Origin of the sequence: Streptomyces sp. NPDC050743 (assembly GCF_044456925.1) — a bacterium.
Lineage (GTDB): Bacteria > Actinomycetota > Actinomycetes > Streptomycetales > Streptomycetaceae > Streptomyces.
The window spans coordinates 1-25,498 of the sequence record NZ_JBITGJ010000025.1 but is presented as its reverse complement, the minus strand read 5'-3'; the positions used below and the strand labels follow the sequence as shown (position 1 = coordinate 25,498).

Here is a 25,498-nt window from a genome sequence, read left to right as displayed (position 1 = left end):
GCTACCCACCGGTACCGATCAGGGGTCGTAAGAGACCCGTCAAAGCCGTGAGCGCTGCCGTAAGAGGGTCGTCAACGGGTGGCCGGATACGGCCGGACAGGCGCTTTCCTCGTACACGTCCGTTTCAACCGAACCTCACTCCAGGAGTTCGCGATGGCCGATCTGGCCTTCGTCGTCACCGTGCTCGCGGGTTTCGCGCTGGTGGCCCTTGTCGCCAAGGGGGTGACGAAGCTGTGACCGCCGAAAACGTCGTCGGTCTGGTCGTGGCCGTCGCCCTGCTGGGCTATCTCGTCCTCGCCCTGATCTTCCCGGAGAGGTTCTGAGACACGACATGGGTCCCGTACTCGCCGGCGTGCTTCAGCTGCTCGCCCTGATAGGCGCGCTGGCGCTCGTCTACGTTCCCGTCGGCAACTACATGGCCAGGGTCTACTCCTCCACCAAGCACCTGCGGGTGGAGAAGTGGGTCTACAAGGCCATCGGTGCCAACCCCGACGCCGAGATGACCTGGCCCGCGTATCTGCGCGGTGTGCTGGCCTTCTCCGCCGTCAGCGTCCTCTTCCTCTACCTGCTGCAGCGGCTGCAGGGCGTGCTGCCCGGCTCGCTGCACTTCTCCGCGGTCGACCCGGCGCAGTCGTTCAACACGGCCGTGTCCTTCGTGACCAACACCAACTGGCAGTCGTACTACGGCGAGCAGACCATGGGTCACGTCGTGCAGACCGCCGGTCTGGCCGTGCAGAACTTCGTCTCGGCGGCCGTCGGTATCGCCGTCGCGGTGGCGCTCGTGCGTGGTTTCGCCCGCTCGCGCACCGGTGAGCTGGGCAACTTCTGGTCGGACCTGGTGCGCGGCACGCTGCGCATCCTGGTGCCCGGTGCGGCGATCGCCGCGGTGATCCTGGTCGCCTGCGGTGCCATCCAGAACTTCTCCGGCATCCACGAGGTCGGTCAGTTCATGGGCGGCTCGCAGCAGTGGAACGGCGGCGCGGTCGCCTCCCAGGAGGCCATCAAGGAGCTGGGCACCAACGGTGGCGGTTACTTCAACGCCAACTCCGCCCACCCCTTCGAGAACCCGACCCCGTTCACCAACCTCTTCGAGATCTTCCTGCTCCTGGTGATCCCGTTCGCCCTCACCCGCACGTTCGGTGTGATGGTCGGCAACGTGAAGCAGGGTTACGCGATCCTCGCCACGATGTTCACCATCTGGCTGGGCTTCGTCGCCCTGATGATGTGGACCGAGTTCGCCCACCACGGCCCGGCGCTCCAGGCCGCTGGCGGCGCGATGGAGGGCAAGGAGGTCCGCTTCGGCATCGGCGGCTCCTCGATCTTCGCGGTGTCGACCACGCTCACCTCGACCGGTGCGGTGGACTCCTTCCACTCCTCCTTCACCGGCCTCGGCGGCGGCATCACCATGCTGAGCATGATGCTGGGCGAGATCACGCCCGGCGGTACCGGCTCCGGCCTCTACGGCATCCTGATCATGGCGGTCATCGCGGTGTTCATCGCCGGTCTGATGGTCGGCCGTACGCCCGAGTACCTGGGCAAGAAGATCGGCGGGCGCGAGATGAAGCTCGCCGCGGCCTACATCCTGATCACCCCCGCCCTGGTGCTGGTGTTCACGGCCGCCTCCATGGCCCTGCCGACCCCGCCGCACTCGATGCTCAACTCCGGCGCGCACGGGTTCTCCGAGGTGCTGTACGCGTTCACCTCGGCGGCGAACAACAACGGCTCGGCCTTCGCCGGTCTGAACGCGAACACCGACTGGTACAACACCATGACCGGGCTCGCGATGCTGCTCGGGCGCTTCCTGCCGATGGTGTTCGTGCTGGCGCTGGCCGGCTCGCTCGCCGAGCAGAAGCCGGTGCCGGCGACCGCGGGCACCCTGCGCACCGAGAAGCCGCTGTTCACCGGCCTGCTGGTGGGCGCGATCCTGATCATCACCGGTCTGACCTACTTCCCGGCCCTGGCGCTGGGTCCGCTGGCCGAGGGGCTGGCGTCATGACGACCCGAACGGAAAACCACGAGGACGCGATGTCCACTCCCACCCTTGCGCCCCACCAGGACGCACCCACCGGGCACAAGCCCGCCGAGGGCCGTGTCGGAGCGGGCCTCTTCGAACCCAAGGCGCTGGTCAAGTCCCTGCCGGACGCCCTCCGCAAGCTCGACCCGCGGGTGATGGTCAAGTCCCCCGTGATGTTCGTGGTGTGGATCGGCTCCGTCCTGACCACGGTCTTCTCCTTCAAGGACCCGACCGATTGGTTCGGCTGGACCATCAGCGCCTGGCTGTGGCTGACCGTGGTCTTCGCCAACCTGGCGGAGGCGGTCGCCGAGGGCCGCGGCAAGGCGCAGGCCGACACCCTGCGCAAGGCCAAGACCGACACCGTCGCCCGCCGGCTGCTGAAGGACGGCGCCGAGGAGCAGGTCCCCGGCACCGCGCTGACCATCGGCGACCTGGTGGTCTGCGAGGCCGGTGACGTCATCCCCGGTGACGGCGATGTCGTCGAGGGTGTCGCCTCGGTGGACGAGTCGGCGATCACCGGCGAGTCCGCCCCGGTCATCCGGGAGTCCGGCGGTGACCGCAGCGCCGTCACGGGCGGTACGAAGGTCCTGTCCGACCGGATCGTCATCAAGATCACGACGAAGCCCGGCGAGACCTTCATCGACCGGATGATCAACCTGGTCGAGGGCGCGGCACGGCAGAAGACGCCCAACGAGATCGCGCTGAACATCCTGCTCGCCTCGCTGACCATCGTCTTCCTGCTCGCGGTGGCCACCCTGCCGCCGTTCGCGGACTACGCGGGCACGCACCTGACCATGGTCGTGCTGGTCGCCCTGCTGGTCTGTCTGATCCCGACCACGATCGGCGCCCTGCTCTCCGCGATCGGCATCGCGGGCATGGACCGCCTGGTGCAGCGCAATGTGCTCGCCATGTCCGGCCGCGCGGTCGAGGCCGCCGGTGACGTCTCCACGCTGCTGCTGGACAAGACCGGCACCATCACCCTCGGCAACCGCCAGGCCGCCGAGTTCGTGCCGGTCAAGGGCACCACCGAGGCGGAGGTCGCGGACGCGGCCCAGCTGTCCTCGCTGGCCGACGAGACGCCCGAGGGCCGCTCGATCGTCGTCCTGGCGAAGGAGAAGTACGGGCTGCGCGAGCGGCACCAGGGCGAGCTGGCCGGCGCGGAGTGGATCGAGTTCACCGCCCAGACCCGTATGTCGGGTGTGGACGTCGACGGCCGGAAGATCCGCAAGGGCGCCACCGCCTCGGTCATCGCCTGGGTCGAGGAGCGGGGCGGCACGGTCGCCGAGGACGCGGACGGCATGGCCGACCGCATCTCCGAGGCCGGTGGCACCCCGCTGCTGGTCGCCGTCCACGACGACAGGGGCGCCCGTGTGCTGGGTGTCATCCACCTGAAGGACGTCGTCAAGGAGGGCATGCGGGAGCGGTTCGAGGAGCTGCGCCGCATGGGCATCAAGACGGTCATGATCACGGGTGACAACCCGCTGACCGCGAAGGCGATCGCCGAGGAGGCGGGCGTCGACGACTTCCTCGCGGAGGCCACTCCCGAGGACAAGATGGCCCTCATCAAGCGGGAGCAGGCCGGCGGCAAGCTGGTCGCGATGACCGGTGACGGCACCAACGACGCCCCGGCCCTCGCGCAGGCGGACGTCGGCGTGGCGATGAACACCGGCACGTCGGCCGCCAAGGAGGCCGGCAACATGGTCGACCTCGACTCCAACCCGACCAAGCTGATCGAGATCGTCGAGATCGGCAAGCAGCTGCTGATCACGCGCGGTGCGCTGACCACCTTCTCCATCGCCAACGACGTCGCGAAGTACTTCGCGATCATCCCGGCGCTGTTCGCGGCGGTCTACCCGGGCCTGGACAAGCTGAACATCATGCAGCTGTCCTCGCCCGACTCCGCGATCCTGTCGGCCGTCGTCTTCAACGCGCTGATCATCATCGCGCTGGTGCCGCTGTCCCTGAAGGGCGTGCAGTACAAGCCGGTCAGCGCCGACAGGATGCTCCGCCGCAACCTCGGGATCTACGGCATCGGCGGACTGATCGCGCCCTTCATCGGCATCAAGATCATCGACATGCTCATCTCCCTCATCCCCGGAATCGGCTGATCGCCATGAACAACTCCGTAACGAACACCGTCCGGTTGCTCGGGGCGGGCCTCAGAGCCCTCCTCGTGCTGACCCTGGTGACCGGCGTCATCTACCCGCTGGTCGTCACCGGCATCGCGCAGGGGCTGTTCGGCGACAAGGCGAACGGCTCCGAGATCAAGGCGGACGGCAAGGTGGTCGGCTCGTCCCTGATCGGGCAGTCGTACAACCAGCCGCTGAAGAAGGGCCAGACCAGCCCGGACCCGGACCTGAAGTGGTTCCAGGGCCGCCCCGCCAACGGGCTCGGCAGCAACAGCGTCAACACCCGATACAAGCTGCTGCTGTCGGGGGCCACCAACCTCTCCGCCGACAGCGGCGCGGTGAACGGCACGTGCCCGGCCAAGCCCGAGGACGGCACGCTCTGCGCCCAGGTGCTCGCCGCCAAGGCCGCGGTCGTCAAGGACAACTCCGTCCCCGGCTACACCGTGAAGTCGTCCGACGTCCCCGCCGACGCCGTCACCTCCTCCGGCTCCGGCCTGGACCCGGCCATCTCCCCCGAGTACGCCGAACTCCAGGTGCACCGGGTCGCCGAGAAGAACGGGCTGCCCGTCGCCTCCGTGGAGAAGCTGGTGAAGGACCACACCCAGGGCCGCACCCTCGGCTTCATCGGCGAGCCCCAGGTGAACGTCCTCGAACTCAACATCGCGCTCAAGGACCTCGCGGCGAAGAAGTGACGGCCTTACGCGATTCGCGACGGGAGCCGGCACCTCGGGGTGCCGGCTCCCGCAGGCATGACAGGAAGGGCACACACCCATGACCAGGGTGCTCGTGGTGGAGGACGACCCGCAGCTGGTACGGGCCCTCGTCATCAACTTGCAGGCACGTCACTACGGCGTGGACGCCGCCCCCGACGGGGCCACGGCCCTTCGGCTCGCCGCCGCGCGCCAGCCCGACGTGGTGCTGCTGGACCTCGGTCTGCCCGACATGGACGGCGTCGACGTCATCAAGGGCGTACGCGGCTGGAGCCGGGTGCCGATCCTGGTCCTGTCCGCCCGGCAGGCGTCCGACGAGAAAGTGGCCGCGCTCGACGCCGGCGCCGACGACTACATCACCAAGCCGTTCAGCATGGACGAACTCCTGGCCCGGCTGCGCGCCGCCGTCCGCCGCACCGAGGAGACGCCGCTGGTCCCCGAGACGACCCTGGTCGAGACGGAGCACTTCACCCTGGACCTGCTCGCCAAGAAGGCCGTACGGGACGGGCGGGACGTACGGCTCACCCCGACCGAGTGGCACCTGCTGGAGATCCTGGTCACCAACCCGGGACGGCTGATCACCCAGAAACAGCTGCTCCAGGAGGTCTGGGGCGTCTCGCAGAGCAACAAGACCAACTACCTGCGCGTCTACATGGCCCAGCTGCGCCGCAAGTTGGAGACCGACCCCTCCCACCCCCGCTATCTGATCACCGAGCCCGGCATGGGCTACCGCTTCGAGGGATGACATGGCACGCGGAAAGCTCCGGATCTACCTCGGCGCGGCACCCGGCGTCGGCAAGACCTACGCGATGCTGTCGGAGGGACACCGGCGCGTCGAGCGGGGCACCGACTGCGTCGTGGCCTTTGTCGAACACCACGACCGGCCGCGCACCGAGGTGATGCTGCACGGCCTGGAGCAGGTGCCGCGCAAGGAACTCGAATACCGGGGCAGCACGTTCACGGAGATGGACGTGGACGCGGTCCTCGCGCGCCGCCCTCAGGTCGCCCTCGTCGACGAACTCCCCCACACCAACATCCCCGGCTCCCGGAACACCAAGCGCTGGCAGGACATCGAGGAACTGCTGGCGGCCGGCATCGATGTGGTCTCGACCGTCAACATCCAGCACCTGGAGTCGCTGGGCGACGTCGTGGAGTCGATCACCGGGGTGCGGCAGCAGGAGACCGTGCCCGACGAGGTGGTACGGCGGGCCGACCAGATCGAGCTGGTCGACATGTCCCCGGAGGCGCTGCGCCGCCGGATGGCGCACGGCAACATCTACAAGCCGGACAAGGTCGACGCGGCCCTGTCCAACTACTTCCGCCCCGGAAACCTCACCGCCCTGCGCGAGCTGGCGCTGCTGTGGGTGGCGGACCGGGTCGACGAGTACCTGAACGCCTACCGGCGCGAGCACCGGGTGTCGGCGATCTGGGGCTCCCGCGAGCGGATCGTCGTCGGGCTGACCGGCGGCCCGGAGGGCCGCACCCTGATACGGCGTGCCGCACGCCTGGCGGAGAAGGGCGCCGGCGGCGAGGTGCTGGCCGTCTACATCTCCCGCAGCGACGGTCTCACCGCCGCCTCCCCGAAGGAACTCGCCGTCCAGCGCACCCTGGTGGAGGATCTGGGCGGCACCTTCCACCACGTGGTCGGCGACGACGTACCGGCCTCCCTGCTCGACTTCGCGCGGGGTGTGAACGCCACCCAGATCGTGCTGGGCGTCTCCCGCCGCCGGAGCTGGCAGTACGTCTTCGGGCCGGGCGTCGGCGCCACGGTCGCCCGCGAGTCCGGTCCCGACCTCGACGTCCACCTCATCACGCACGACGAGGCGGGCAAGGGGCGCGGACTGCCGGTGGCGCGCGGCGCCCGCCTCGGCCGCTCCCGGGTCGTCTGGGGCTGGGCCGTGGGAGTCATCGGCCCGGCCCTCCTGACCTGGCTGCTCACCAGTGCCACTCCGGACGTCGGCCTCGCCAACGACATGCTGCTGTACCTCACCCTGACGGTCGCGGCGGCCCTGCTCGGCGGGCTCTTCCCGGCGCTGGCCTCCGCGGTCGTGGGCTCCCTGCTGCTCAACTGGTACTTCACCCCGCCCGTCCACACGCTCACGATCGCCGACCCGAAGAACATCGTCGCCATCGCGATCTTCGTCGGCGTCGCCGTGTCGGTGGCATCGGTGGTGGACCTCGCAGCCCGGCGCACCCATCAAGCCGCCCGGCTGCGCGCCGAGTCCGAGATCCTGTCCTTCCTCGCGGGCAACGTCCTGCGCGGCGAGACCACCCTGGAGGCGCTGCTGGAACGGGTCCGCGAGACCTTCGGCATGGAGTCGGTGGCCCTGCTGGAACGGACCGGCGAGACCGCTCCCTGGACCTGCGCCGGCAGCGTGGGACCCCGGCCGGCCGGGATCCCGGAGGACGCCGACGTCGACGTACCGGTCGGCGACCACATGGCGCTGTCCCTGCGCGGCCGGGTGCTGCCGGCCGCCGACCGCCGGGTGCTGGCCGCGTTCGCCGCGCAGGCCGCCGTGGTCCTGGACCGGCAGCGGCTGCAGAGCGAGGCCGGCCGGGCGAAGGAACTGGCGGAGGGCAACCGCATAAGGACCGCGCTGCTCGCCGCCGTCAGCCACGACCTGCGCACCCCGCTCGCCGGCATCAAGGCCGCGGTGACCTCGCTCAGGTCGGACGACGTCGCATGGTCCGAGCAGGACCGGGCGGACCTGCTCCAGGCCATCGAGGAGGGCGCCGACCGCCTCGACCATCTCGTGGGCAACCTGCTCGACATGTCCCGCCTGCAGACCGGCACGGTCACGCCCATCATCCGCGAGACCGACCTCGACGAGGTGGTGCCCATGGCGCTCGGCGGGGTGCCCGAGGACAGCGTGGACCTGGACATCCCCGAGACGCTGCCCATGGTCCACGTGGACCGGGGGCTGCTGGAGCGGGCCGTCGCGAACGTCGTCGAGAACGCCGTCAAGTACAGCCCGGCCGGGGAGCGGGTCCTGGTCTCCGCGAGCGCCCTCGCCGACCGCGTCGAACTGCGGGTCGTGGACCGCGGGCCGGGAGTCCCGGACGAGGCCAAGGACCGCATCTTCGAACCCTTCCAGCGGTACGGGGACGCCCCGCGGGGGGTCGGGGTCGGGCTCGGCCTCGCCGTCGCCCGCGGGTTCGCCGAGGCGGTGGGCGGCATGCTGCGTGCCGAGGACACGCCGGGGGGCGGGCTGACCATGGTGCTCGCCGTGCCCACGGCGCCGGATCGCCTGCCGGTGGCCACGCCCTGACATCGGGTTCGGGGGATTGCCGCGTTCGTTCGGCGCCCTCAGACCTCCGGCGGTACCGAGCGCAACTCCCGCTCCAGATCGTCCGTGTTCAGCCGCAGCCGCCAGACGTTCCGGCGGTGTACCGACGCCAGGTCCGCCTGCAGCGGTGACGGGGGGACCGCGAGGACGGGGCACGTGGCGTGGGCGAGGCAGTGGCGGCTGACCGACGGCCACAGGGCGCGATGCAGACGGCCGCGCCGGCCGGCGCCGATCACGAGCAGGTCGTCGGCCCGGCCGGCGGTCCGCACCAGCGCCGGTCCGGGTGCGCCCCGTACGACGAGCGCCTGGCCCGGCAGCCCGGTGTCCGTGCCGCCGAACGCCTCGCGCAGGGCCTTGATCAGCCGCTCGCGCGCCAGCCGCTCCCACTCCTCGGCCATGTGGGCCGAGGACGGGAACCTGCGGGAGACGACGTCCCCCTCCGGCGGCTCCCACGCCAGCACCGGCCAGAGTTCGGCTCCCCGGCTCCTTGCCTCGTACGCGGCCCGGCCCAGGGCGGTGGCTCCGCCCAGCGAGCCGCTGACTCCCACCACGACCCGGGCGGCCGAAGGCGGGCGGTTCTCGGACATCGGCTCCTCCTTGGGAAATCCCCTCCATCACACCTCGCCCCCGCGGCCCTCGAACAGGGCGTACGCCTGTTCATGACGCCGTTCTGACGACCGCTCCGATGCCCTCCCACCAGCGGCGTCAGCGTGCCGTCAAGGCCGGCCGGATCGCCGTCAGCGTCACGTCAGGGCCCTTCCCGTATCGCCGCCGACCGGGCATACCGTCGACACCGAGCCCCGGTCCGCCTCCCCGCTTCCGGGGCCTCCCAGAACCTCGCCCACCACCTTCCGGGAGGCACCCCATGGCAGAACTCCGCTACGACGAAGACCCCGAGCCCTCCGATCCGTTCCCGGCCGGACCCCTGTACGTCCCGGTCCGGCCGGGGCCCTTCGGATACGCGGCCCGGATCTTCCGGACGCCGCTCGGCGACCGTACGGCCGTCGGCTTCACCTCCGCGCACCGCCTGGCCGCCACCCTCGGCGCCGGCCAGGCGTGGATCCGTCTCGCCGAGCCCGCCCTGCGCGCCCTGACCGCGCCGCTGGGTGTCACCGTCCTCACGGTGGACCCCCAGTTCACCGCGCCCGCTCCCGGCCCGGTGTCCGTCCCCGCGCCCGTTTTCGCAGCCTGAGAGGGGAGGACGACGATGACCACGGTCCACGAACCCGCCACCGCCGCCGACCTGTTGGTGTGGCCCGCGTCCGCCGCCGAGCCGGCCCCCGGCGGCCTGTCCGTGGGCGGCGTACCGCTCGCCGAGGTCGCCGACCGCTTCGGCACCCCCGTCTACGTCCTGGACGAGGCCGAGGTCCGCGACCGCTGCCGTACCTACCGGGACGCCTTCCCGGACGCCGAAGTGCTGTACGCGGCCAAGGCGTTCCTGTGCCGGGCCATGGCCCACTGGATGGACGAGGAGGGCCTCGGCCTGGACGTCTGCTCCGCCGGTGAGCTCGAACTCGCCGTCACCACCGGCTTCCCGCCTGAGCGGATCGTGCTGCACGGCAACGCCAAGTCCCCGCGCGACCTGGACACCGCCCTGCGGCTCGGCGTGGGCCGGATCGTCATCGACAGCCCCGCCGAGATCGCGCGGCTCGCCGCCGCCGTCGGGCCGGACGGCCACCAGAAGGTCATGGTCCGGGTCGTCCCCGGGGTCAGCGCGGGCGGTCACGAGAAGATCCGCACCGGCACCGACGACCAGAAGTTCGGCCTGTCCATCTCCGACGGCCACGCCCAGCACGCCATCGCCCGCATACTCGACCAGCCGCAACTCGAACTCACCGGCCTGCACTGCCACTTGGGCTCACAGATCGTCGGTGTCAAGCCGTACCTCGTCGCCGTACGGCGGATGGTCGGGCTGATGGCCCGCCTGCACGAGCAGCACGGCCTGGTCCTGCCGGAACTCGACCTCGGCGGCGGCCACGGCATCGCCTACCGCCCCGGCGAGGCGGCGCTGGACCTGACGGCACTGGCCCGCAAGGTGCGCGCGGAACTCGCCGGCTCCTGCGCGGCGGCCGGGCTCCCCGTACCGCGCCTGATCATCGAGCCGGGACGGGCGATCGCGGGCCCGGCCGGGATCGCCGTGTACCGCGTCCTGTCCGTGAAGCACACGGGCGACCACGTCTTCGTGGCGGTCGACGGCGGCATGAGCGACAACCCGCGCCCGGCCCTGTACGGCGTCCGGTACGCGCCCCGCCTGATCGGCCGGCCCAGCACGGCGGACCGCTCCCGGGTCACCGTGGTGGGCCGGCACTGCGAGGCCGGTGACGTCCTGGCCGCCGACGCGGAACTGCCCGCCGACACCCGTCCCGGGGACCTGCTAGCCGTACCGGTGGCCGGTGCCTATCACCTGTCCATGGCCTCCGGCTACAACCTGGTCGGCCGCCCGCCCGTGGTCGCCGTACGCGACGGCCACGCCCGCCTCCTGGTCCGCCGCGAGTCCCTGGAGGACCTCCGCAGCCGCGACGTGGGCCTGTAACCCGGCCTGCTACGTTCGCCGGTGTGGTGAACCTGCGCAGAACCGGGGCGGAGGCCGCGCCGGCTTCGGCCCGGCGGATGTGGCCGCTGTACGCGGCCGGGTTCACCACGGCCTTCGGGGCGCACGGCATCGCCGCCAACCTCGGCGGTCACACCCGGGGCGCGGTCACCTCCGTGCTGGTGCTGGGCGGGCTGCTCGCCCTGTACGACGGCGCCGAGGTGATCCTCAAGCCGGTGTTCGGCACCCTCGCCGACCGGATCGGCGCCCGCCCGGTGCTGCTCGGCGGACTCGTGGCCTTCGCCGCTGCGTCCGCGCTGTACGTCGTCGCGGACGACCCCGGCTGGCTCTGGGCCGCCCGGCTCGGGCAGGGAGCCGCGGCCTCCGCCTTCTCTCCGTCCGCCTCCGCACTGGTCGCCCGGCTCAATCCGGCGGCGAAACACGGGCGGGCCTTCGGCGGCTACGGCTTCTACAAGTCCCTCGGCTACACCCTCGGTCCGCTCCTCGGCGGTGTCCTGGTGTGGGCGGGGGGCCTGCGGCTGCTGTTCGCCGTCCTGGCGGTGCTGGGCGCGGCGGTCGCCGGCTGGGCCGCGCTCGCCGTGCCCGTCGTACCCCCGCTGCCGAAGGCCCGGCAGACCGTGCTGGACCTGGCCCGCCGGCTCGCCGACCCGGCCTTCCTCGCCCCGACGTCCGCGCTCGCGGCGGCGACCGCCGCGCTGTCGGTCGGGGTCGGTTTCCTTCCGGTCTCCGGCCGCGCCGCCGGGCTGGGCACGGTCGCGACCGGCGCGGCGGTGTCGCTGCTCGCGGGCTGTGCGGCCGTGGTCCAGCCGCGCGCGGGGCGGGCCCTGGACGACGGGCGGCTCACCACTCGCTCCGGTCTGGCGGCAGGGCTGCTGGTCACCGCCGTGGGCCTGGCCTGCGCCATGCTGCCGGGCCTGCCCGGCATCCTCACCGCAGCCGCCCTCATCGGCATCGGCACGGGTCTCGTCACCCCGCTCGGCTTCGCCGCGCTGGCCGCGTCGACGCCGCCAGAACGGCTGGGGCAGACCATGGGGGCGGCGGAACTCGGGCGTGAACTGGGGGACGCGGGCGGGCCGTTGCTGGTGGCGGCGGTCGCTTCCGGCGCCTCGCTGAACCATGGCTTCGGCGCGCTGGGGGTTCTCGTGGGTTTGGGGGTCCTGGTGGCGTTCCTCCATCGGGGCTGAGGACGGGCACCACCTGCCGGCGAGGCCTCGGCGCGTGGGCGCCGAGGCCTCGCGGCCGTCAGCCGACGTGCAGGGTGAGGGACGCGGTGTGCAGCTTGCCGCCGGTCTGGAACTGGAGGAACATCCGCCAGTTTCCGGACTGGGCGAACTCGGCGTGGAAGCCCAGCGTCGGCCCGCCGTGGTCGCCGTCGACCTCGGTCTCCGGGTGGAAGTGGGCGAAGGCGAGGTCACCCTGGTGGAATGCGGTCAGGTGGGCGTAGGTGTCGAGGTACGGCTGGAGGTCGGTGACCGGCTTGCCGTCCTTGGTGACGGTGGCGGTCAGCTGGTGCGCCATGCCCGCCATCGGATCGCCCTTCACCGACACGGTGTAGCCGTCGACGGTGGCGGTGCCGGACGCCTTCGGCAGGGGCGCGGCCATCGCCATGCCGGACACCTTCACGGTGCGGCTGAGCACGAAGCCCTTGCCCTTGCCGGCGCCGCTGTCCGGGGTGAAGGAGGCGTACAGCCGCCAGGTGCCCGGCTGCAGCGCGGCCAGCGGCACGGTCCAGGTGCCGTCCTGGGCCATGGTGGGGTGCAGGTGCTGGAAGCCGGTGAGGTCGGAGCGGACGGCGTAGAAGTGCATCCGCTTGGTCTGGTCGACGGCGAAGCCGGTGACCGGCTTGCCGTCCGGGCCGGTGATGGCGAAGCGGTACGCGGTCGCCTCGCCGGCGGGGACGGTGGCGGCCGTGGAGGCCATCTTGTAGCCGTCCTTGGCGGCGGCCAGGCCGTTGCCGGCGGACACGGGCTCCATGCCGGGCATGGACGCCATGTCGTCGCCCGGGGCCGAGGCCGAGGCGGACGGTGTGGCGCTGTGGTCCATGTCGGACATGCCGGAGCCGTGGCCGGAGCCCGAGCCGGAGCCGCAGGCGGCGAGGGCCAGGGTGAGGGCCGCGGTGGCGGCGGCCGCCGCGAGGGCGCGACGGGAGGTGCGAAGACGCTGGGACATGGCTGTGTCTTTCCAGGTGGGCGCCGTGTGGCGGCGCGGCTGAACGTGGGGGAGCCGTGCGGGACCGCGGCGACGAGCCGGATCCCGGAGGTCTCGTCACGTCCGCGCGACGCACACCTGGAGCAGGAGTCGGCGCCCGCCGGCCGGTGGACCCCGGCGCCGGGTGCCGTCGGAACCCGGCCGGGCCCACGGCAGCAGGACGGCGGCCGGGAACACGAGCCCGGCCGCGGCGAGCGGAGGCGCCGGGATCCCGGACCGGGGCGTCGTGGCCAGACACAACGCGCCCCGCATGGCCTCGTCCGCGCGGGGGGTGGCCTTGGCGGCCGCGGTCGCGGCCGCCGGATGGCCGGAGGAGTGCGCGGCCGGTATCGCGGGTGCCGAGCGCATCTCGTCCGCGTGTGCGGTGACCTTGCCGCCCGTCGCCTCGACGTGGTCGGCGGGGTGCGCGGCCATCGGCGCGGCTGCCGAGCTCATGACGGCGGCGTCGGTGGCCGGCATGGCCCCGTGGCAGCCGTCGGCGGCCGCTGCCGGGCCGCCGTGCATCAGGAACAGCCCGAGCAGAACGGCGACCAGAACGGAGGCCCGCACCGACTGACGGATGCGGGCCCCGGCCGGGCCGGCGGCGGGCTGCGCGAGAATCACGGCTCCACCTTACGGGGACGTACGAGCGGGCACGCGGGCAGCGGGCCGAACGGGGGAGGACGGGCCGGAGCGGAGGCTCGGCGGTGTTCAGTGGCCGTGCCCGGCGTGGCTCGAGGGCACCGGGGTGGCCGTTCCGGCGGCTTCCGGCCGCTGCGATGGCCCGGCGGCCCGGACGGTGAACGCGGCGGTGTGGACCTCGCCGCCGTGCTTGAAGTCGAGGAACAGCCGGTAGGTGCCCGCGCTGGGCGCCGTGGCGGTGAACGGGATGTCCGGCCCCGCCTCGGTCGTGCCGTCGCCCGCCTCGCCGCCCGGGTGTACGTGGAGATACGCCAGGTCGCCCGCGCGCAGGGCCACCAGATGCCCGTAGGCGCCGAGGTAGGGCTGGAGGTCGCGCACCGGCCTGCCGTTCCTGCGCACGGTCAGCGTCAGCTCGCTGCCCTTGGCGGGTTCCAGACGGCCGCGGAGGGTCACCTCGTACCCGTCGACCTCCGCCGTGGTGCCGGGGGCGGGGAGCGCGGCGGGCTCGTACGACCCCGACGCGGTGAGGTCGGCGCCGAGGGTGAGCCCTTCGCCGCCGCGCGGCGTGAAGTCGGCGAAGACCCGGTAGGCACCTGACTTGGGCAGCGTGACGGGTGCCGACCAGGTGCCATCGGCGGCGCGGGTCGGGTGCAGATGCCAGTAGAGGGACAGGTCGCGCGAGGCGATGATCAGATGCAGTTCCTTGGTGTGCTCCCGCTGGTAGGCGGTGAGCGGGCGTCCGGTCGCGTCCTGTACGACCGTGAACCGCAGGTCGGTCGCCCTGCCCGCCGCGACGGCCGGGGTCTTCAGGGCCAGGGTGTAGCCCCGCTCGGACATCTGGAGTCCTCCGGGGAGCGCCATGGACGCGTGGCCTGCGCCGTGGTGTCCGCCGTGACCGGCCCCGTCGTGCCCGTCGTGCGTCTCGTGTGCCGCGCGCTTTGGCTCGGGTGAGATCTCGCCGACGCCGCTGCCCACGCCGTAGGCGGTGCCGAAGGTGGCGGCGAGCGCGGCGGCGAAGACGGTGATCTTCAGTCCGGTGTTCATGGCCCCTCCTCGTCCGTTGGCCGCCCCGGGTGGGCGGCTCGATGCACTTCAAGATACCCCTGGGGGGTATCAAGTCAAGCCGTGGATTCCCTTGCGTCGAATACGGGTGGGGGGTATACATGGGCCACTGCCGGATACCCCCACCCGGTATCCGGCCAGGTGTCCGAGACCGATGTCGAGACCGATACCGACACGAGGAGAAACCCATGTCCGGCTGCTGCACGCCCGAGGGAACCTGCCACACCGCCGCCCAGACCAGGACCGTCTACAAGGTGGACGGCGTCGGCAGCGCCCATTGCCAGGGCGTCGTCACCAAGGCCGTGGGCGCGTTGGACGACGTCGTCGCCGTGGAGGTCGAGATCGGCACGGGGTTCGTCACCGTGACCACCGCCGCCGCTCCCGACGAGGCGTTCGACGCGCTGCTCGCCGTGACCGTGGACGAGGCCGGCTACGACTACGCCGGCCGCGTCGACGCCTGACCGGCCGCGCACCGGGCGGGGTCCGTCACCGGAAACCGGTCCCCGCCCTCGCCCTCGCCCCCGCCCTTCGAACCCACACCCGCCGCGTCCATGAGCTGCGAGGAGCAGAGAATGACCACCACCACACCCGGTGCCGCCGAGGTCGAACTCGCGATCGGCGGCATGACCTGCGCCTCCTGCGCCGCCCGCATCGAGAAGAAGCTCAACCGCATGGACGGCGTCGAGGCCACCGTCAACTACGCCACCGAGAAGGCCAAGGTCACCTTCCGCGAGGACATAGCGGTCGCCGACCTGATCGCCACCGTCGAGGCCACCGGCTACACCGCGCGCGAGCCCGAACCCGTCCGCAGCGAGCCGGAGCCGGGCGGCGGCCCCGCGGCGCAGGAGGCCGACGAACTGCGGCCGCTGCGGCAGCGGCTGACCACCGCGGTGGTGCTCGCCGTGCCGGTGATCGCGATGGCGATGGTCCCGGCGCTGCAGTTCGAGTACTGGCAGTGGCTGTCGCTGACGCTGGCGGCGCCGGTGGTGGCGTATGCCGCCTGGCCCTTCCACCGGGCCGCCTGGACCAATGCCCGGCACGGCGCCGCGACCATGGACACGCTGATCTCGGTCGGCACCTCGGCCGCGTTCCTGTGGTCGCTGTGGGCCCTGTTCTTCGGCACGGCCGGCATGCCCGGCATGCGGCACCCCTTCGAGCTGACCATCGCCCGCAGTGACGGCGCCGGGAACATCTACCTGGAGGCCGCGGCCGGCGTGACCGCGTTCATCCTGGCCGGCCGGTACTTCGAGGCCCGCTCCAAGCGCAAGGCGGGCGCGGCGCTCAGGGCCCTGCTGGAGCTGGGCGCCAAGGAGGTCACGGTACTGCGCGGTGGGAGCGAAGTGCTCGTGCCCGTGGCCGAGTTGAAGACCGGCGACCGCTTCCTCGTCCGCCCCGGGGAGAAGATCGCCACCGACGGTACGGTCGTCGAGGGCTCGTCCGCCGTGGACGCCTCGATGCTCACCGGAGAGTCCGTGCCCGTCGAGGTGGGTGTCGGGGACGCCGTCACCGGGGCCACCCTGAACGCGGGCGGACGGCTGGTCGTGGAGGCCACCCGGGTCGGCGCCGACACCCAACTCGCGCGGATGGCCCGGCTGGTGGAGGAAGCGCAGAACGGCAAGGCGGCGGCCCAGCGGCTCGCCGACCGGATCTCCGGCGTCTTCGTCCCCGTCGTCATCGGCCTGGCCCTCGCCACCCTCGGCTTCTGGCTCGGCAACGGGGCGGGCCTGACCGCGGCCTTCACCGCCGCCGTCGCCGTACTGATCATCGCCTGCCCCTGCGCCCTGGGCCTGGCCACGCCGACCGCGCTGATGGTCGGCACCGGGCGCGGGGCCCAGCTCGGCATCCTCATCAAGGGTCCCGAGGTGCTGGAGAGCACCCGCAAGGTCGACACCATCGTCCTGGACAAGACCGGCACCGTCACCACCGGCCGGATGACCCTGCTGGCCGTGCACACGGCGGACGGCACGGCCGAGACCGACGTCCTGCGCCTGGCGGGCGCCCTGGAGCACTCCTCCGAGCACCCCGTCGCCCAGGCCGTCGCCGCCGGTGCCGCCGCCCGCGTCGGCACCCTGCCCACCCCGGAGGACTTCGCCAACGTCCCCGGCCTCGGCGTGCAGGGCATCGTCGACGGACACGCCGTCCTGGTCGGCCGCGAGCAACTGCTCGCGGACTGGGCCATGACCCTGCCGGAGCGCCTCCGGCGCGCCAGGGCGGAGGCCGAGGCGGCCGGCCGTACGGCCGTCACGGTGGCCTGGGACGGCGAGGCCCGCGCGGTCCTGGAGATCGCGGACGCGGTGAAGGAGACCAGCCCCGAGGCGATCCGCCGCCTGCGCGCCCTGGGCCTGACCCCGATCCTCCTCACCGGCGACAACCAGGCCGTCGCCGAGGCGGTGGCCGCCGAGGTGGGCATCGACCCCGAGCACGTGATCGCCGAGGTCCTGCCGCAGGACAAAGTGGACATGGTCAAGCGCCTTCAGGGCGAGGGCCGTTCGGTGGCCATGGTCGGCGACGGCGTCAACGACGCGGCCGCACTGGCCCAGGCCGACCTGGGCCTGGCCATGGGCACCGGCACCGACGCCGCGATCGAGGCCGGCGATCTGACCCTGGTCCGCGGCGACCTGCGGGTCGCGGCCGACGCCATCCGGCTCGCCCGCAAGACCCTCGGCACCATCCGCTCCAACCTCTTCTGGGCCTTCGCCTACAACATCGCCGCCCTCCCGCTCGCCGCGGCCGGCCTCCTCAACCCGATGATCGCGGGCGCGGCCATGGCCTTCTCCTCGGTCTTCGTCGTCGGCAACAGCCTGCGCCTGCGCCGCTTCCGCGCGACCGGTCAGTGAGCGATCGGCCGGGCGGGCCCCACGCACCCGCGGCAGATGCATACCGCCCGGCCAGGAATGTCGTGAGGCGCCGGCTCACACACAAAAGGGCCCCGGACCGACCGGTCCGGGGCCCTTCGCGCTGCCGACGGTGTTACGGCGTCCGGGTCTTCCAGATGCCGCGGCCGTGCGTGGCCACGTACACCTGGCTGCCGTCCGGGCTCGGCGAGAGGTAGACCGCCGGCGCGGTGGGCAGGTTCGTGCCCAGGCGCGCCCAGTGGCCCGCCGAGGTGCTGGTGAACACGCCCAGGTCGGTGGCGACCACCAGGGTGCCGCTCTTGGTGATCAGCGCCGCGTTGGCCGGGGCGTCCGGGAAGGAGTCCGAGGCGGCGGGGTCACCGCTGACGTCCGTCCAGGTCGTGCCGCCGTCGGTGGTCTTCCAGACGTGGCCGTAGCCGGCGCCGGGGCCCTCGTTCCAGTGCCGCGAGAAGCCGTTGACCACCGCGTAGACCGTCTTGCCGGAGGCGTCGGACGGGTCGATGGCCAGACCGGAGACGTAGCGGTTGGGGAAGGCGGCGGGCAGGCTCACCTGGTGCCAGCTGCCGCCGTAGTTGGTGGCGATGCCCCGCCCGAAGGTGCCGTCGACCTTCGAGCAGGGTCCGCACCAGGCCGCCCACGTCACGTGGCCGCGGCTGGCGACCGCCGAGGCGGAGTGGCCGGCGCCCAGGTCGTACAGCTTGGTCCAGTCGGCGCCGGAGGTGCTCTTCCAGGTCTTGGTGTTGCCCCAGACGTACTGGCCGCCCGCGACCCACAGGCCGTTCGGGTCGGTCTCGTCCGCGCTGAACGGGGCGATGAAGCGGGCTCCCGGGTCGCCGGGCGCGATGTCCGTGATCACGTCCTCGGCGCCGTCGTCGCTCGCGGTGTAGCCGCAGTTGTTCGTGATCTGCAGCGCCAGGTCGACGTACTCGCCGACGGTCTGGCAGCCGTTGTCCGGGTTGACCAGCTGGTCGCCGCCGTCACCGCCGAACGGGGAGACCATCTCGCCGTTCGGGTTGAGCTGCTGCCCCTGGTAGGTGGCGCCCTTGGGGGCGAGCAGCGAGACGCCGTTGTCCTGCAGGCCGCCCCAGACGGCGTCCCCGCTGCCGTCGGTCATCTTCCCCGCGCGCACCGAGTAGTACTGCAGGTCGCGCAGGGTGCCGGACTCGTTGAGGTTGCGCCAGCCGGCGGTGGTCTGCGTGGTCGGACGGGCGTAGGCGCCGCCGTCGTTGCCGACGAACACCTCCGGCGTGCTGCCCTTCCACTGCGAGAAGGCGAGGGCGTGCTGGTCGGAGTGCATCACGTCGCCGTCGCAGGAGTTCTCCGCCGGGTCGTACGAGTAGCACTTCATGCCGAAGTTCCAGTACCGGCCGACCGCCTTCCAGGTGGCGCCGCCGTCGCGGGACTCGAACATCTCCTCGAGGCCCAGGTAGACGTGGTTCGGGTCCTTCGGGTCGACCGCGATGACCTGGTCGTACCAGGCCTGGGAGCCGGGCTGGTAGCCGCTGCCGATCTCGTTGACCTTCATCGCGGAACCGCTCGCCGACAGCGACGAGGAGTTCGCGATCTGCTTGAACGAGCCGCCGGCGTTGCCGCTCTGGCTGACGTACACGCCCGCGAGGACCGAGTACACCCCGGAACCGGACGTCTTGTTGAGGAGCTTGGGGGACTCCATCGAGACGTACAGCCTGCTGCCGTCGGCCGAGTACGCGAAGGCGGCGTTGCCGATCTCGGCGGGATTGATCGCGCCGGTCGGGTTGGCGCGCTTCCAGGTGGTGCCGGCGTCCTCGGAGTAGTAGAAGCCGTTGTAGGCGGCGCCGCTGCGCCAGGCCACGTTGGCCAGCAGCTTCTTGCCGTCGCTGCCGGGCTGTACGGCGATGTCGTTGGCGATGTCGGCGTAGTGGCTGTCCACCCCGCAGCCCACGCCGCTGATGCCGATGCCCGCGCAGGGGGCGAGGACCTTGGACCAGGCGGCGTCCTGCCCGGCCGGCAGCGGGCGCCGGAAGACGCCGTGCGAGGAGGCCGCGAAGACGTACCCGGCGGCCTTGTCGAAGGTGAGGGTGTGGATGGAGCTGGAGTCCAGCTCGGTGCCGCCCACCTTGTCGCTCTCGCTGAAGGAGCCGGTGACCGGGTCCGCGAGCCGGTAGACGCCGCTGCCCAGGTAGTTGTCGGAGGCGGTGGTCGCCTCGCCGGTGGCCAGCCACAGCGAGCCGTCGGGCGCGACCGCGAGGGCGCCCACGGACAGGGCGGGCAGCCGGTCGGCGATCGGCGTCCAGGTTTTCCCGTCGTCGGTGGACCGGAACACACCGCCGCCCGCGGCACCCGCGTACACGACCCCCTGGTGCGTCGGATCGGTGGCCAGGGCGGCGATACGGCCGGCCGAATGCCCCGCGCCGCCACCGGAGTTGGAGGCGGACTGGTCGCGGTAGTGCAGGGCGTCCTCGTTGTACGGCGAGGTGGTGACCTCACTCCAACCGCCGGACGCGACCGGCATGTTCTTGATGTGGGCCCAGGCGCCGGCGTAGGCGCCCGGTGCGATCTGCCCGCTGGGCGAGAGCCTCGGCTCGTTGAACGAGTCGATGGACTCCATCAGTTCGTGGGACTCCTCGCCCGCCACGTCATGGCGGCCGGTTCCCGAGTCGCTGTCCATTCCGTACGCGGCGACGGGTCCCGTCCCCGCTATCAGGAGCGCGGCGGCGACGACGGCGAACGCCGGTCGACCCCCGCCCTCCGTCCCGCGGCGCGATCTGCGCCGTGCGGCATACACACGCATGGACTGTCTCCGGCTTCTTCGGCGTAAGTGGCAGCCGCCCCTACGGCCGCACTTGATCTCCTACTGCCGAGCGCCGGAACCGTACCTCCGCGCCTTCCCTCAACCCCAGGGGTTTACAGCGACTTTATAGCCCGACAAACGTAACGATTGTCAAAAGTCGCCTCGTTCGCCCTCTCGACTCTCGTGAGCGACAGCACGCACTCATTACGTGCAGCGCAGCGGCCCGCGTCTCCGTTACCGCCGCGGGCCGGCCCGCCGCACCGGAGCCGACGGGGCAGGCGGCCGGTGCGCCATCAGCGGTCCTGAGCCGCCTGGCCACCCGGATCGTCGTCGCCGCTCGGAGTCAGCCGCACGCAGCATTCCCCCGGCACGGGAGCGAGGACGGCCTGGAGCCCGTTGACCTTGAGGCCGCCCAGGTAGCCGGTGAGGAAGGCGTGGTTCATCCCGCACACCAGGTCGGGGGCCTTCGCGGCCAGCGGGTGGAAGGGGCAGTTGCGCAGCCGGAGTTGGGTGGGGGTGTCCCGGACGGGTTCGTAGCCGTACTGGTCCAGCAGCCGCTCGCAGGCGGTCAGCCCGCGCTCGGGGCCCAGGCGGCCCGGGCGGGTCTCCTCCCGCGCGGCCTCGCCCAGCTGCCGACCGCGCTGCTCGGCGGCCCGCACCGCCGCCTGCGCGGCGTTTTCGTCCGCGCCTTCGGTCAGGACGGCGTCCAGCAGCAGGTCGGCCAGGAGTTCGTGGCGCCTGTCGGGGATGTTCACGGTGATCTGGGCGTCGGTGGGCTCGTACACCTTCGGCTGCCTGCCGACCCTGCGGATCCCGCCGGGCGTTTCGTAGCGCGCCCTGAGCAGGCCCGCGTCGACGAGCTTGTCGAGGTGGAAGGCGGCGAGCTTGCGGGAGATGCCGACGCTGGCGGCGGCCTCGTCGCGGGTGACGGCGCGGCGGGCGCGCCGGATGAAGGCGAACATGCGCCGGCGCGAGTCCTCGCTCAGGACGCTGACGGAGTCGATGGCGCTGTCGGCCGCGTCGGCCGGCGCACTCGGATCGGAAGCCACACGACCACGGTAACTCCCACCTGCGTGGGCACAACTGTTCTTCATTCGCCTTGGACTGCGTGTCTTGACCCCGCGCCGCAATAAGACCAATATTCGTTGGCGAAACCCGAGGGGGAGGTTGTCGCCCCCCGCCATGGCGGCCGGGTCTCTTCCGGCCGCCCTCGACACCGACGTCACCTGGGAGTTCCCCATGGACATCGCCGCACTGATCACCTGGGTGGTCACCGCCCTCGGCGGCTTCTACATGCTCGGCACCTGGATCCAACACGGTGGAATCCGGCAGCGGCGGACCGGCGGCAGCCGCCTGCCGGCGCCTGTCGTGTTCGGCCACTTCGCCCTGGCCGCGATCGGACTGGTGGTCTGGATCGTCTATGTCGTGGCGGACAGGACCGCCCTGGCGTGGACCTCCTTCGGCCTGCTGCTGCCGGTCGCGCTGCTGGGGATTCGTGATGCTGGCCCGCTGGATCCCCGTCCACCGCGACCGGGCCACGGCCGGGGCCGCCGCTCAGGGACCCGAAGCGACCGCTCCCGCCGAACGGCACTTCCCGGTGGCCGTCGTACTGGCACACGGCCTGCTCGCCGTGGTCACTCTCGTCCTGGTCCTGCTCTCCGCCCTGGGTGCCGGGGGCAGCTGACATGACCGAGCGCCCGCACCGCGGCACCGCCCGCACCGACCTGCGCGACGAGGAAGAAGCGGCACCCGTACGGCCCGCCCTGCGGGTCGTCCACGAATCCGAAGGCATCGACCTGGCCGCCGCCGAGGCCGCGGCCGGCCAGTTCCTCAACGCCCTCGGCATCTCCACCGCCTCCGAGAGCCTGCGCGGCACACCGGGCCGGATGGCCCGCGCGTACGCCGAACTGTTCAGTCCGCGCCCCTTCGACCTGACCACCTTCCCCAACGACGAGGGCTACGACGAACTCGTCCTGGCCCGCCGCATACCGGTCCGGACCGTCTGTGAGCACCACCTGCTGCCGATCGTCGGTACGGCCCACGTCGGCTACCTGCCCGGCGCACGGATCCTGGGCCTGTCCAAGCTGGCCCGCGTAGTCGAACACTTCGCCTGCCGCCCCCAGGTCCAGGAACGCCTGACCAAACAGGTCGCCGACTGGCTGCAGACACACCTGGAACCCAAGGGCGTCGGCGTGGTCGTCGAGGCCGAACACGCCTGCATGACCCTGCGCGGCGTCCAGGCCACCGGCTCCAGCACCATGACCTCCACCCTGCTCGGCCTGCTGCGCTCCGACGCCCGAACCCGCAGCGAGTTCCTCGGCCTGACCGGAGCGACCTCATGACCGACGTGCGCCGGGAGCCGCCCGAGGCGGGGGCCGGCGGGAGGCGACGGCAGAAGATCCTCCTCCTACCCCCCATATGCATTGAAAGGTAATAAAGTCACTTTGTAGGGCCCTGGCCACGGTGCTGGACCGCCGAGCACGAGGGTTGTGACGCCACTATGAGGAACGTCCGAGCCGGCGCCTGCCGCATGGCTGTGCCGATGTCATGCGCAGTACTGCTGATCACCGGTTCCGGATCGCCCCCGGAGACGAGCTTCACGGCCCCCGTCACGCCGTCGGCCCCTGCGCCGACGACGAGCACCCCCACCCCCACCCCGTCGCCGCTGAAGCACATCGATCCGGCCGCGCTGCAGTCCGTGGTGGAGCGTGCGGCGAAGAAGCTCATGGTTCCGGGCGCGGTGGTCCTTCTCCGCACCCCGCAGGGAACCTTCCGCGCGACCGTCGGCACGACCGAGTCGGGCACGGCCCAACCGCCCACCACGGGCGACCACTTCCGGATCGCCTCCAACACCAAGACCATGACCTCGGCGCTGATCCTCCTGCTCGCCCAGGACGGCAAGCTCCGGCTCGGCGACCCGGTGTCCGCGTATGTCCCCGGAGTGCCGGACGGCGAACACATCACCATCGCCGAGCTGCTGAAGATGCGCAGCGGGCTCTACAACTACACCGACGCACCCGAACTCGCGGCCCGCATGGACGCCGACCCGGGCAAGGCCATGACACCGCGGGAGATGCTGGCCATCGCGTTCCGGCACCCGCCGAACTTCGCTCCCGACGCGTCCTACGAGTACAACAACACCAACTACGCACTGCTGGGCCTCGTCGCCGAGAAGGCGGGCGGCCACCCGCTGGCCCAGCAGTTCCGCGACCGGCTGTTCGCCCCGCTCGGCCTGGCGGACACCTCACTGCCCGGCGCCGACGACCTGTCCCTCCCCGCCCCCTACTCGCACGGCTACATGTACGGCGGAACGGCCTACGCGCTGGTGGACCGGCCCTACCCCGCCGACATGCAGGCGGCAGCCCGGTCCGGAAAGCTCCGGCCCGTGGACTACACCCACCAGAACCCCTCGTACGCCACCGCCGCCGGAGGCGCCATCTCCACCGCGGACGACCTGGCGACCTGGATCGGGGCCCTGGTCACGGGCAAGGTCCTGGGCCCCGCGTTCCAGCAGCGGTGGCTCCACAGCCCACAGGCGGAGGACCCGGCCGCGCCCAACGGTCAGCGGTACGGGTACGGCATCGCCCACCAGCGCTTCGGCCCGAACGCCTCGATGTACTACCACGGCGGTGAACTCCCCGGCTTCAACTCCTTCATCGGCTACGACCCGGACAACCAGGTCACGCTCGTGATCTGGACGAACCTGACCCTGTCCCCCGACGGCCGCCCCACCGCCCAGACCCTGCTTCCCACCGTCCTCAACCGGATCTATGTGGGGCTCTCCCTTCCCGCCGCTTAGCGGGCCAGTGGGCCGGACCCGCCTAAAGGAGCCGCGCGGGTTCGAGGGGGGGAGCTGTGCTGCTCACAGGTGGCCGTGCGCGTACCGTCGGCCTGAACTGTGGGGTGGAAAGCCTGCGTTGTACGCACACGAGCTGATCCGATAGTCAGGAATGTTCTGCAACCATCCCCGCTAGGACGGCCAATGTCCCGCGGGGCTGACCGGGCCTGGTCGGCACGGCACATACAGGTGCACCCAGATCACGTACACACCCCCGGATCGCGCTGACATCTACGCCCCATCGCACTTAGCGGGCCAGCCGCTGCGGACTCGGTCAAGGTCACCTCTGCGCCACCCACCGCTGGGTATCGGCCATTCAGAACAGCCGAACGCCTGCATCTGAGTACAAGTGCTCATGTGCTTCATCACTCCGGCTTGTTGGGTGGTGACATGCCTGACGGGTCGTCGGCCTCCTGGCCACGGGCGGAGCGGCCGGGCGTGGAGGGCCTGTTTTCGGTCACTTGCCGCTACGTAGTGACTGCGGACTGTCACTGGTGGTAGCTAGAGTTGTCGGCGCGAGTTCGGGCGTCCGGTAGCTCTGACGTGCGAGGAGGGCGTTGTGGTGCCGAACGATGGCGGGTCGGCGTCGGGACCGTCGTCGTGGGCGTCCGGTCTGTTCGACGGCGCACGTGACGCCGTCGCCGATGTGACCACGGAACTGCCGTCCTTCACCACGTTCCAGACGCGTGCCGACGTCTTGATCCACGGCCTGAAGGGCTTGCAGGCAGGTCCGGGCAAGATCGGGCAGGAGCAGCTCGTGCGCCATCAGTTCGGGGGCGGGGCCGATGCGTGGGCGGAGGCGGCCGGGCTGTTGAGCGAGTACGAGACGGTGATCGGCGGATTGGAGACGCTGCCGGAGCTGCTGTCGGACTCGATGGAGGGCATGGGCATCGCGGTCATGGCCTCGCACAAGGGCTACCAGGACGTCGACCTGGGTGTCCACGACCGTATGGCGGCGATTACCGCCCAAACGACGAAGTACTGCGGCGGCAGTTACGACTCTGACGGGCCGAGCAAGCACCGGTGCCTCTCGACCACCGCAGCCTTGCGGTCGCGCGTTCTCAGCATCTCGGCGACGTACGACGACACACGGGGAGGGGCCACGTATGGCGTGGGACGAGTGGGAGCAGCTCAAGGCCGCAGCGGCCGAACGGCACTCCACGCGAATGCAGCTCAACCAGCTGCCCGGCGACCAGAACGGCAACAGTCCGAGCGGTAGCGGCGCATCAGGCAGGCTCCGGTCCGACAAGAAGGCGTGGTCCGAGGCCGGCGAGGGCGTGGGCGGCCTGCGAGACAACATCGGCAAGACACTGAGCCTTTCCCGGTAAGCGATCATGCCTGTGTGTGATCGTTCAGATGGTGCGGTCGTATTCGAGCTGGAGCAGGACGAGGGCTGCGGCGGCGATCTGGGTGATGCGGCTGGGATCGAGGCTGACCCGCCGCAGGGCCTTGA

Annotated in this window: 22 protein-coding genes and 1 pseudogene; 16 read left to right on the top strand and 7 right to left on the bottom strand. The window is 71.5% G+C overall.

Annotated features, from left to right (window positions below; translation table 11 throughout):
* Window positions 1-78: 78 nt before the first annotated feature.
* The 7 genes from ACIBJF_RS23760 (at window position 79) to ACIBJF_RS23730 (ending at window position 8,122) form a co-directional block, all read left to right on the top strand.
* Window positions 79-237 carry a hypothetical protein gene (locus ACIBJF_RS23760; RefSeq protein ID WP_399176441.1) on the top strand — a complete coding sequence of 53 codons (159 nt, stop codon included), beginning with the start codon at window positions 79-81 and terminating at the stop codon, window positions 235-237.
* Window positions 234-323 carry a K(+)-transporting ATPase subunit F gene (gene kdpF, locus ACIBJF_RS23755; protein ID WP_009326374.1) on the top strand — a complete coding sequence of 30 codons (90 nt, stop codon included), beginning with the start codon at window positions 234-236 and terminating at the stop codon, window positions 321-323. Before ACIBJF_RS23760 ends, kdpF begins: the two co-directional genes overlap by 4 nt.
* 8 nt (window positions 324-331) lie before the next feature.
* On the top strand, window positions 332-1,996 hold the full coding sequence (gene kdpA, locus ACIBJF_RS23750; protein ID WP_399176439.1) for a potassium-transporting ATPase subunit KdpA: 1,665 nt from the start codon (window positions 332-334) through the stop codon (window positions 1,994-1,996).
* Window positions 1,993-4,122 carry a potassium-transporting ATPase subunit KdpB gene (gene kdpB / locus ACIBJF_RS23745; RefSeq protein WP_399176437.1) on the top strand — a complete coding sequence of 710 codons (2,130 nt, stop codon included), beginning with the start codon at window positions 1,993-1,995 and terminating at the stop codon, window positions 4,120-4,122. Before kdpA ends, kdpB begins: the two co-directional genes overlap by 4 nt.
* A gap of 5 nt (window positions 4,123-4,127) precedes the next feature.
* The gene (locus ACIBJF_RS23740) at window positions 4,128-4,835 is read left to right on the top strand and encodes a potassium-transporting ATPase subunit C (protein WP_399176435.1); all 708 of its coding nucleotides are present in this window, start codon (window positions 4,128-4,130) and stop codon (window positions 4,833-4,835) included.
* Between the two features lie 79 nt (window positions 4,836-4,914).
* The gene (locus tag ACIBJF_RS23735; protein ID WP_356300154.1) at window positions 4,915-5,598 is read left to right on the top strand and encodes a response regulator transcription factor; all 684 of its coding nucleotides are present in this window, start codon (window positions 4,915-4,917) and stop codon (window positions 5,596-5,598) included.
* A 1-nt stretch (window position 5,599) separates the two neighbouring features.
* Window positions 5,600-8,122, top strand: coding sequence for a DUF4118 domain-containing protein (locus ACIBJF_RS23730; protein ID WP_399176433.1), 2,523 nt, complete (start codon window positions 5,600-5,602; stop codon window positions 8,120-8,122).
* A 38-nt stretch (window positions 8,123-8,160) separates the two neighbouring features.
* Here ACIBJF_RS23730 and ACIBJF_RS23725 read toward each other — a convergent pair whose 3' ends face one another.
* Entirely contained in the window at window positions 8,161-8,727 is a 567-nt protein-coding gene (locus ACIBJF_RS23725; RefSeq protein WP_399176432.1) for a universal stress protein, read from the bottom strand.
* A gap of 278 nt (window positions 8,728-9,005) precedes the next feature.
* Between ACIBJF_RS23725 and ACIBJF_RS23720 the strand changes: the two genes are divergently transcribed.
* From ACIBJF_RS23720 to ACIBJF_RS23710, 3 genes are all read left to right on the top strand, one after another.
* The gene (locus ACIBJF_RS23720) at window positions 9,006-9,332 is read left to right on the top strand and encodes an SAV_915 family protein (protein ID WP_399176429.1); all 327 of its coding nucleotides are present in this window, start codon (window positions 9,006-9,008) and stop codon (window positions 9,330-9,332) included.
* A gap of 15 nt (window positions 9,333-9,347) precedes the next feature.
* Window positions 9,348-10,673, top strand: coding sequence for a diaminopimelate decarboxylase (gene lysA, locus ACIBJF_RS23715; protein WP_399176427.1), 1,326 nt, complete (start codon window positions 9,348-9,350; stop codon window positions 10,671-10,673).
* A gap of 77 nt (window positions 10,674-10,750) precedes the next feature.
* A complete protein-coding gene (locus ACIBJF_RS23710) occupies window positions 10,751-11,875 on the top strand; it encodes an MFS transporter (protein ID WP_399176570.1) in 1,125 nt (374 codons plus the stop codon).
* A 58-nt stretch (window positions 11,876-11,933) separates the two neighbouring features.
* Here ACIBJF_RS23710 and ACIBJF_RS23705 read toward each other — a convergent pair whose 3' ends face one another.
* The 3 genes from ACIBJF_RS23705 to ACIBJF_RS23695 all read right to left on the bottom strand — a co-directional run bounded on the left by ACIBJF_RS23705 (window position 11,934) and on the right by ACIBJF_RS23695 (window position 14,564).
* Window positions 11,934-12,860 carry a hypothetical protein gene (locus ACIBJF_RS23705; RefSeq protein ID WP_399176426.1) on the bottom strand — a complete coding sequence of 309 codons (927 nt, stop codon included), beginning with the start codon at window positions 12,858-12,860 and terminating at the stop codon, window positions 11,934-11,936.
* A gap of 96 nt (window positions 12,861-12,956) precedes the next feature.
* Complete coding sequence (locus ACIBJF_RS23700; RefSeq protein ID WP_399176424.1) at window positions 12,957-13,502, bottom strand: hypothetical protein; 546 nt, start codon at window positions 13,500-13,502, stop codon at window positions 12,957-12,959.
* An 87-nt stretch (window positions 13,503-13,589) separates the two neighbouring features.
* Window positions 13,590-14,564, bottom strand: coding sequence for a hypothetical protein (locus ACIBJF_RS23695; protein WP_399176423.1), 975 nt, complete (start codon window positions 14,562-14,564; stop codon window positions 13,590-13,592).
* Between the two features lie 206 nt (window positions 14,565-14,770).
* Here ACIBJF_RS23695 and ACIBJF_RS23690 point away from each other — a divergent pair, with 206 nt between their 5' ends.
* On the top strand, window positions 14,771-15,043 hold the full coding sequence (locus tag ACIBJF_RS23690) for a heavy-metal-associated domain-containing protein (RefSeq protein ID WP_399176421.1): 273 nt from the start codon (window positions 14,771-14,773) through the stop codon (window positions 15,041-15,043).
* Window positions 15,044-15,154: 111 nt separating this feature from the next.
* Window positions 15,155-17,419: a heavy metal translocating P-type ATPase gene (locus ACIBJF_RS23685; protein WP_399176420.1), complete on the top strand. Its 2,265-nt coding sequence runs from the start codon at window positions 15,155-15,157 to the stop codon at window positions 17,417-17,419.
* Between the two features lie 133 nt (window positions 17,420-17,552).
* On the opposite strand, the gene ACIBJF_RS23680 is transcribed toward ACIBJF_RS23685, so the two are convergent.
* A complete protein-coding gene (locus ACIBJF_RS23680) occupies window positions 17,553-20,207 on the bottom strand; it encodes a glycosyl hydrolase (protein ID WP_399176419.1) in 2,655 nt (884 codons plus the stop codon).
* Window positions 20,208-20,500: 293 nt separating this feature from the next.
* Window positions 20,501-21,256, bottom strand: a complete 756-nt coding sequence (locus ACIBJF_RS23675) for a helix-turn-helix transcriptional regulator (RefSeq protein WP_399176418.1) — start codon at window positions 21,254-21,256, stop codon at window positions 20,501-20,503.
* 449 nt (window positions 21,257-21,705) lie between these two features.
* On the opposite strand from ACIBJF_RS23675, the gene ACIBJF_RS23670 reads away from it, so the two are divergent.
* The 4 genes from ACIBJF_RS23670 (at window position 21,706) to ACIBJF_RS23655 (ending at window position 25,264) form a co-directional block, all read left to right on the top strand.
* Window positions 21,706-21,891 carry a hypothetical protein gene (locus ACIBJF_RS23670; RefSeq protein WP_399176416.1) on the top strand — a complete coding sequence of 62 codons (186 nt, stop codon included), beginning with the start codon at window positions 21,706-21,708 and terminating at the stop codon, window positions 21,889-21,891.
* Window position 21,892: 1 nt separating this feature from the next.
* Window positions 21,893-22,549 carry a GTP cyclohydrolase I FolE gene (folE, locus tag ACIBJF_RS23665; protein ID WP_399176414.1) on the top strand — a complete coding sequence of 219 codons (657 nt, stop codon included), beginning with the start codon at window positions 21,893-21,895 and terminating at the stop codon, window positions 22,547-22,549.
* A 200-nt stretch (window positions 22,550-22,749) separates the two neighbouring features.
* Window positions 22,750-24,006, top strand: a complete 1,257-nt coding sequence (locus tag ACIBJF_RS23660) for a serine hydrolase domain-containing protein (RefSeq protein ID WP_399176412.1) — start codon at window positions 22,750-22,752, stop codon at window positions 24,004-24,006.
* A 598-nt stretch (window positions 24,007-24,604) separates the two neighbouring features.
* Entirely contained in the window at window positions 24,605-25,264 is a 660-nt protein-coding gene (locus tag ACIBJF_RS23655; RefSeq protein WP_399176410.1) for a hypothetical protein, read from the top strand.
* 133 nt (window positions 25,265-25,397) lie between these two features.
* On the opposite strand, the pseudogene ACIBJF_RS23650 reads toward ACIBJF_RS23655, so the two are convergent.
* Window positions 25,398-25,498 (bottom strand): annotated as a pseudogene (locus ACIBJF_RS23650) (IS5/IS1182 family transposase); the annotation flags it as partial.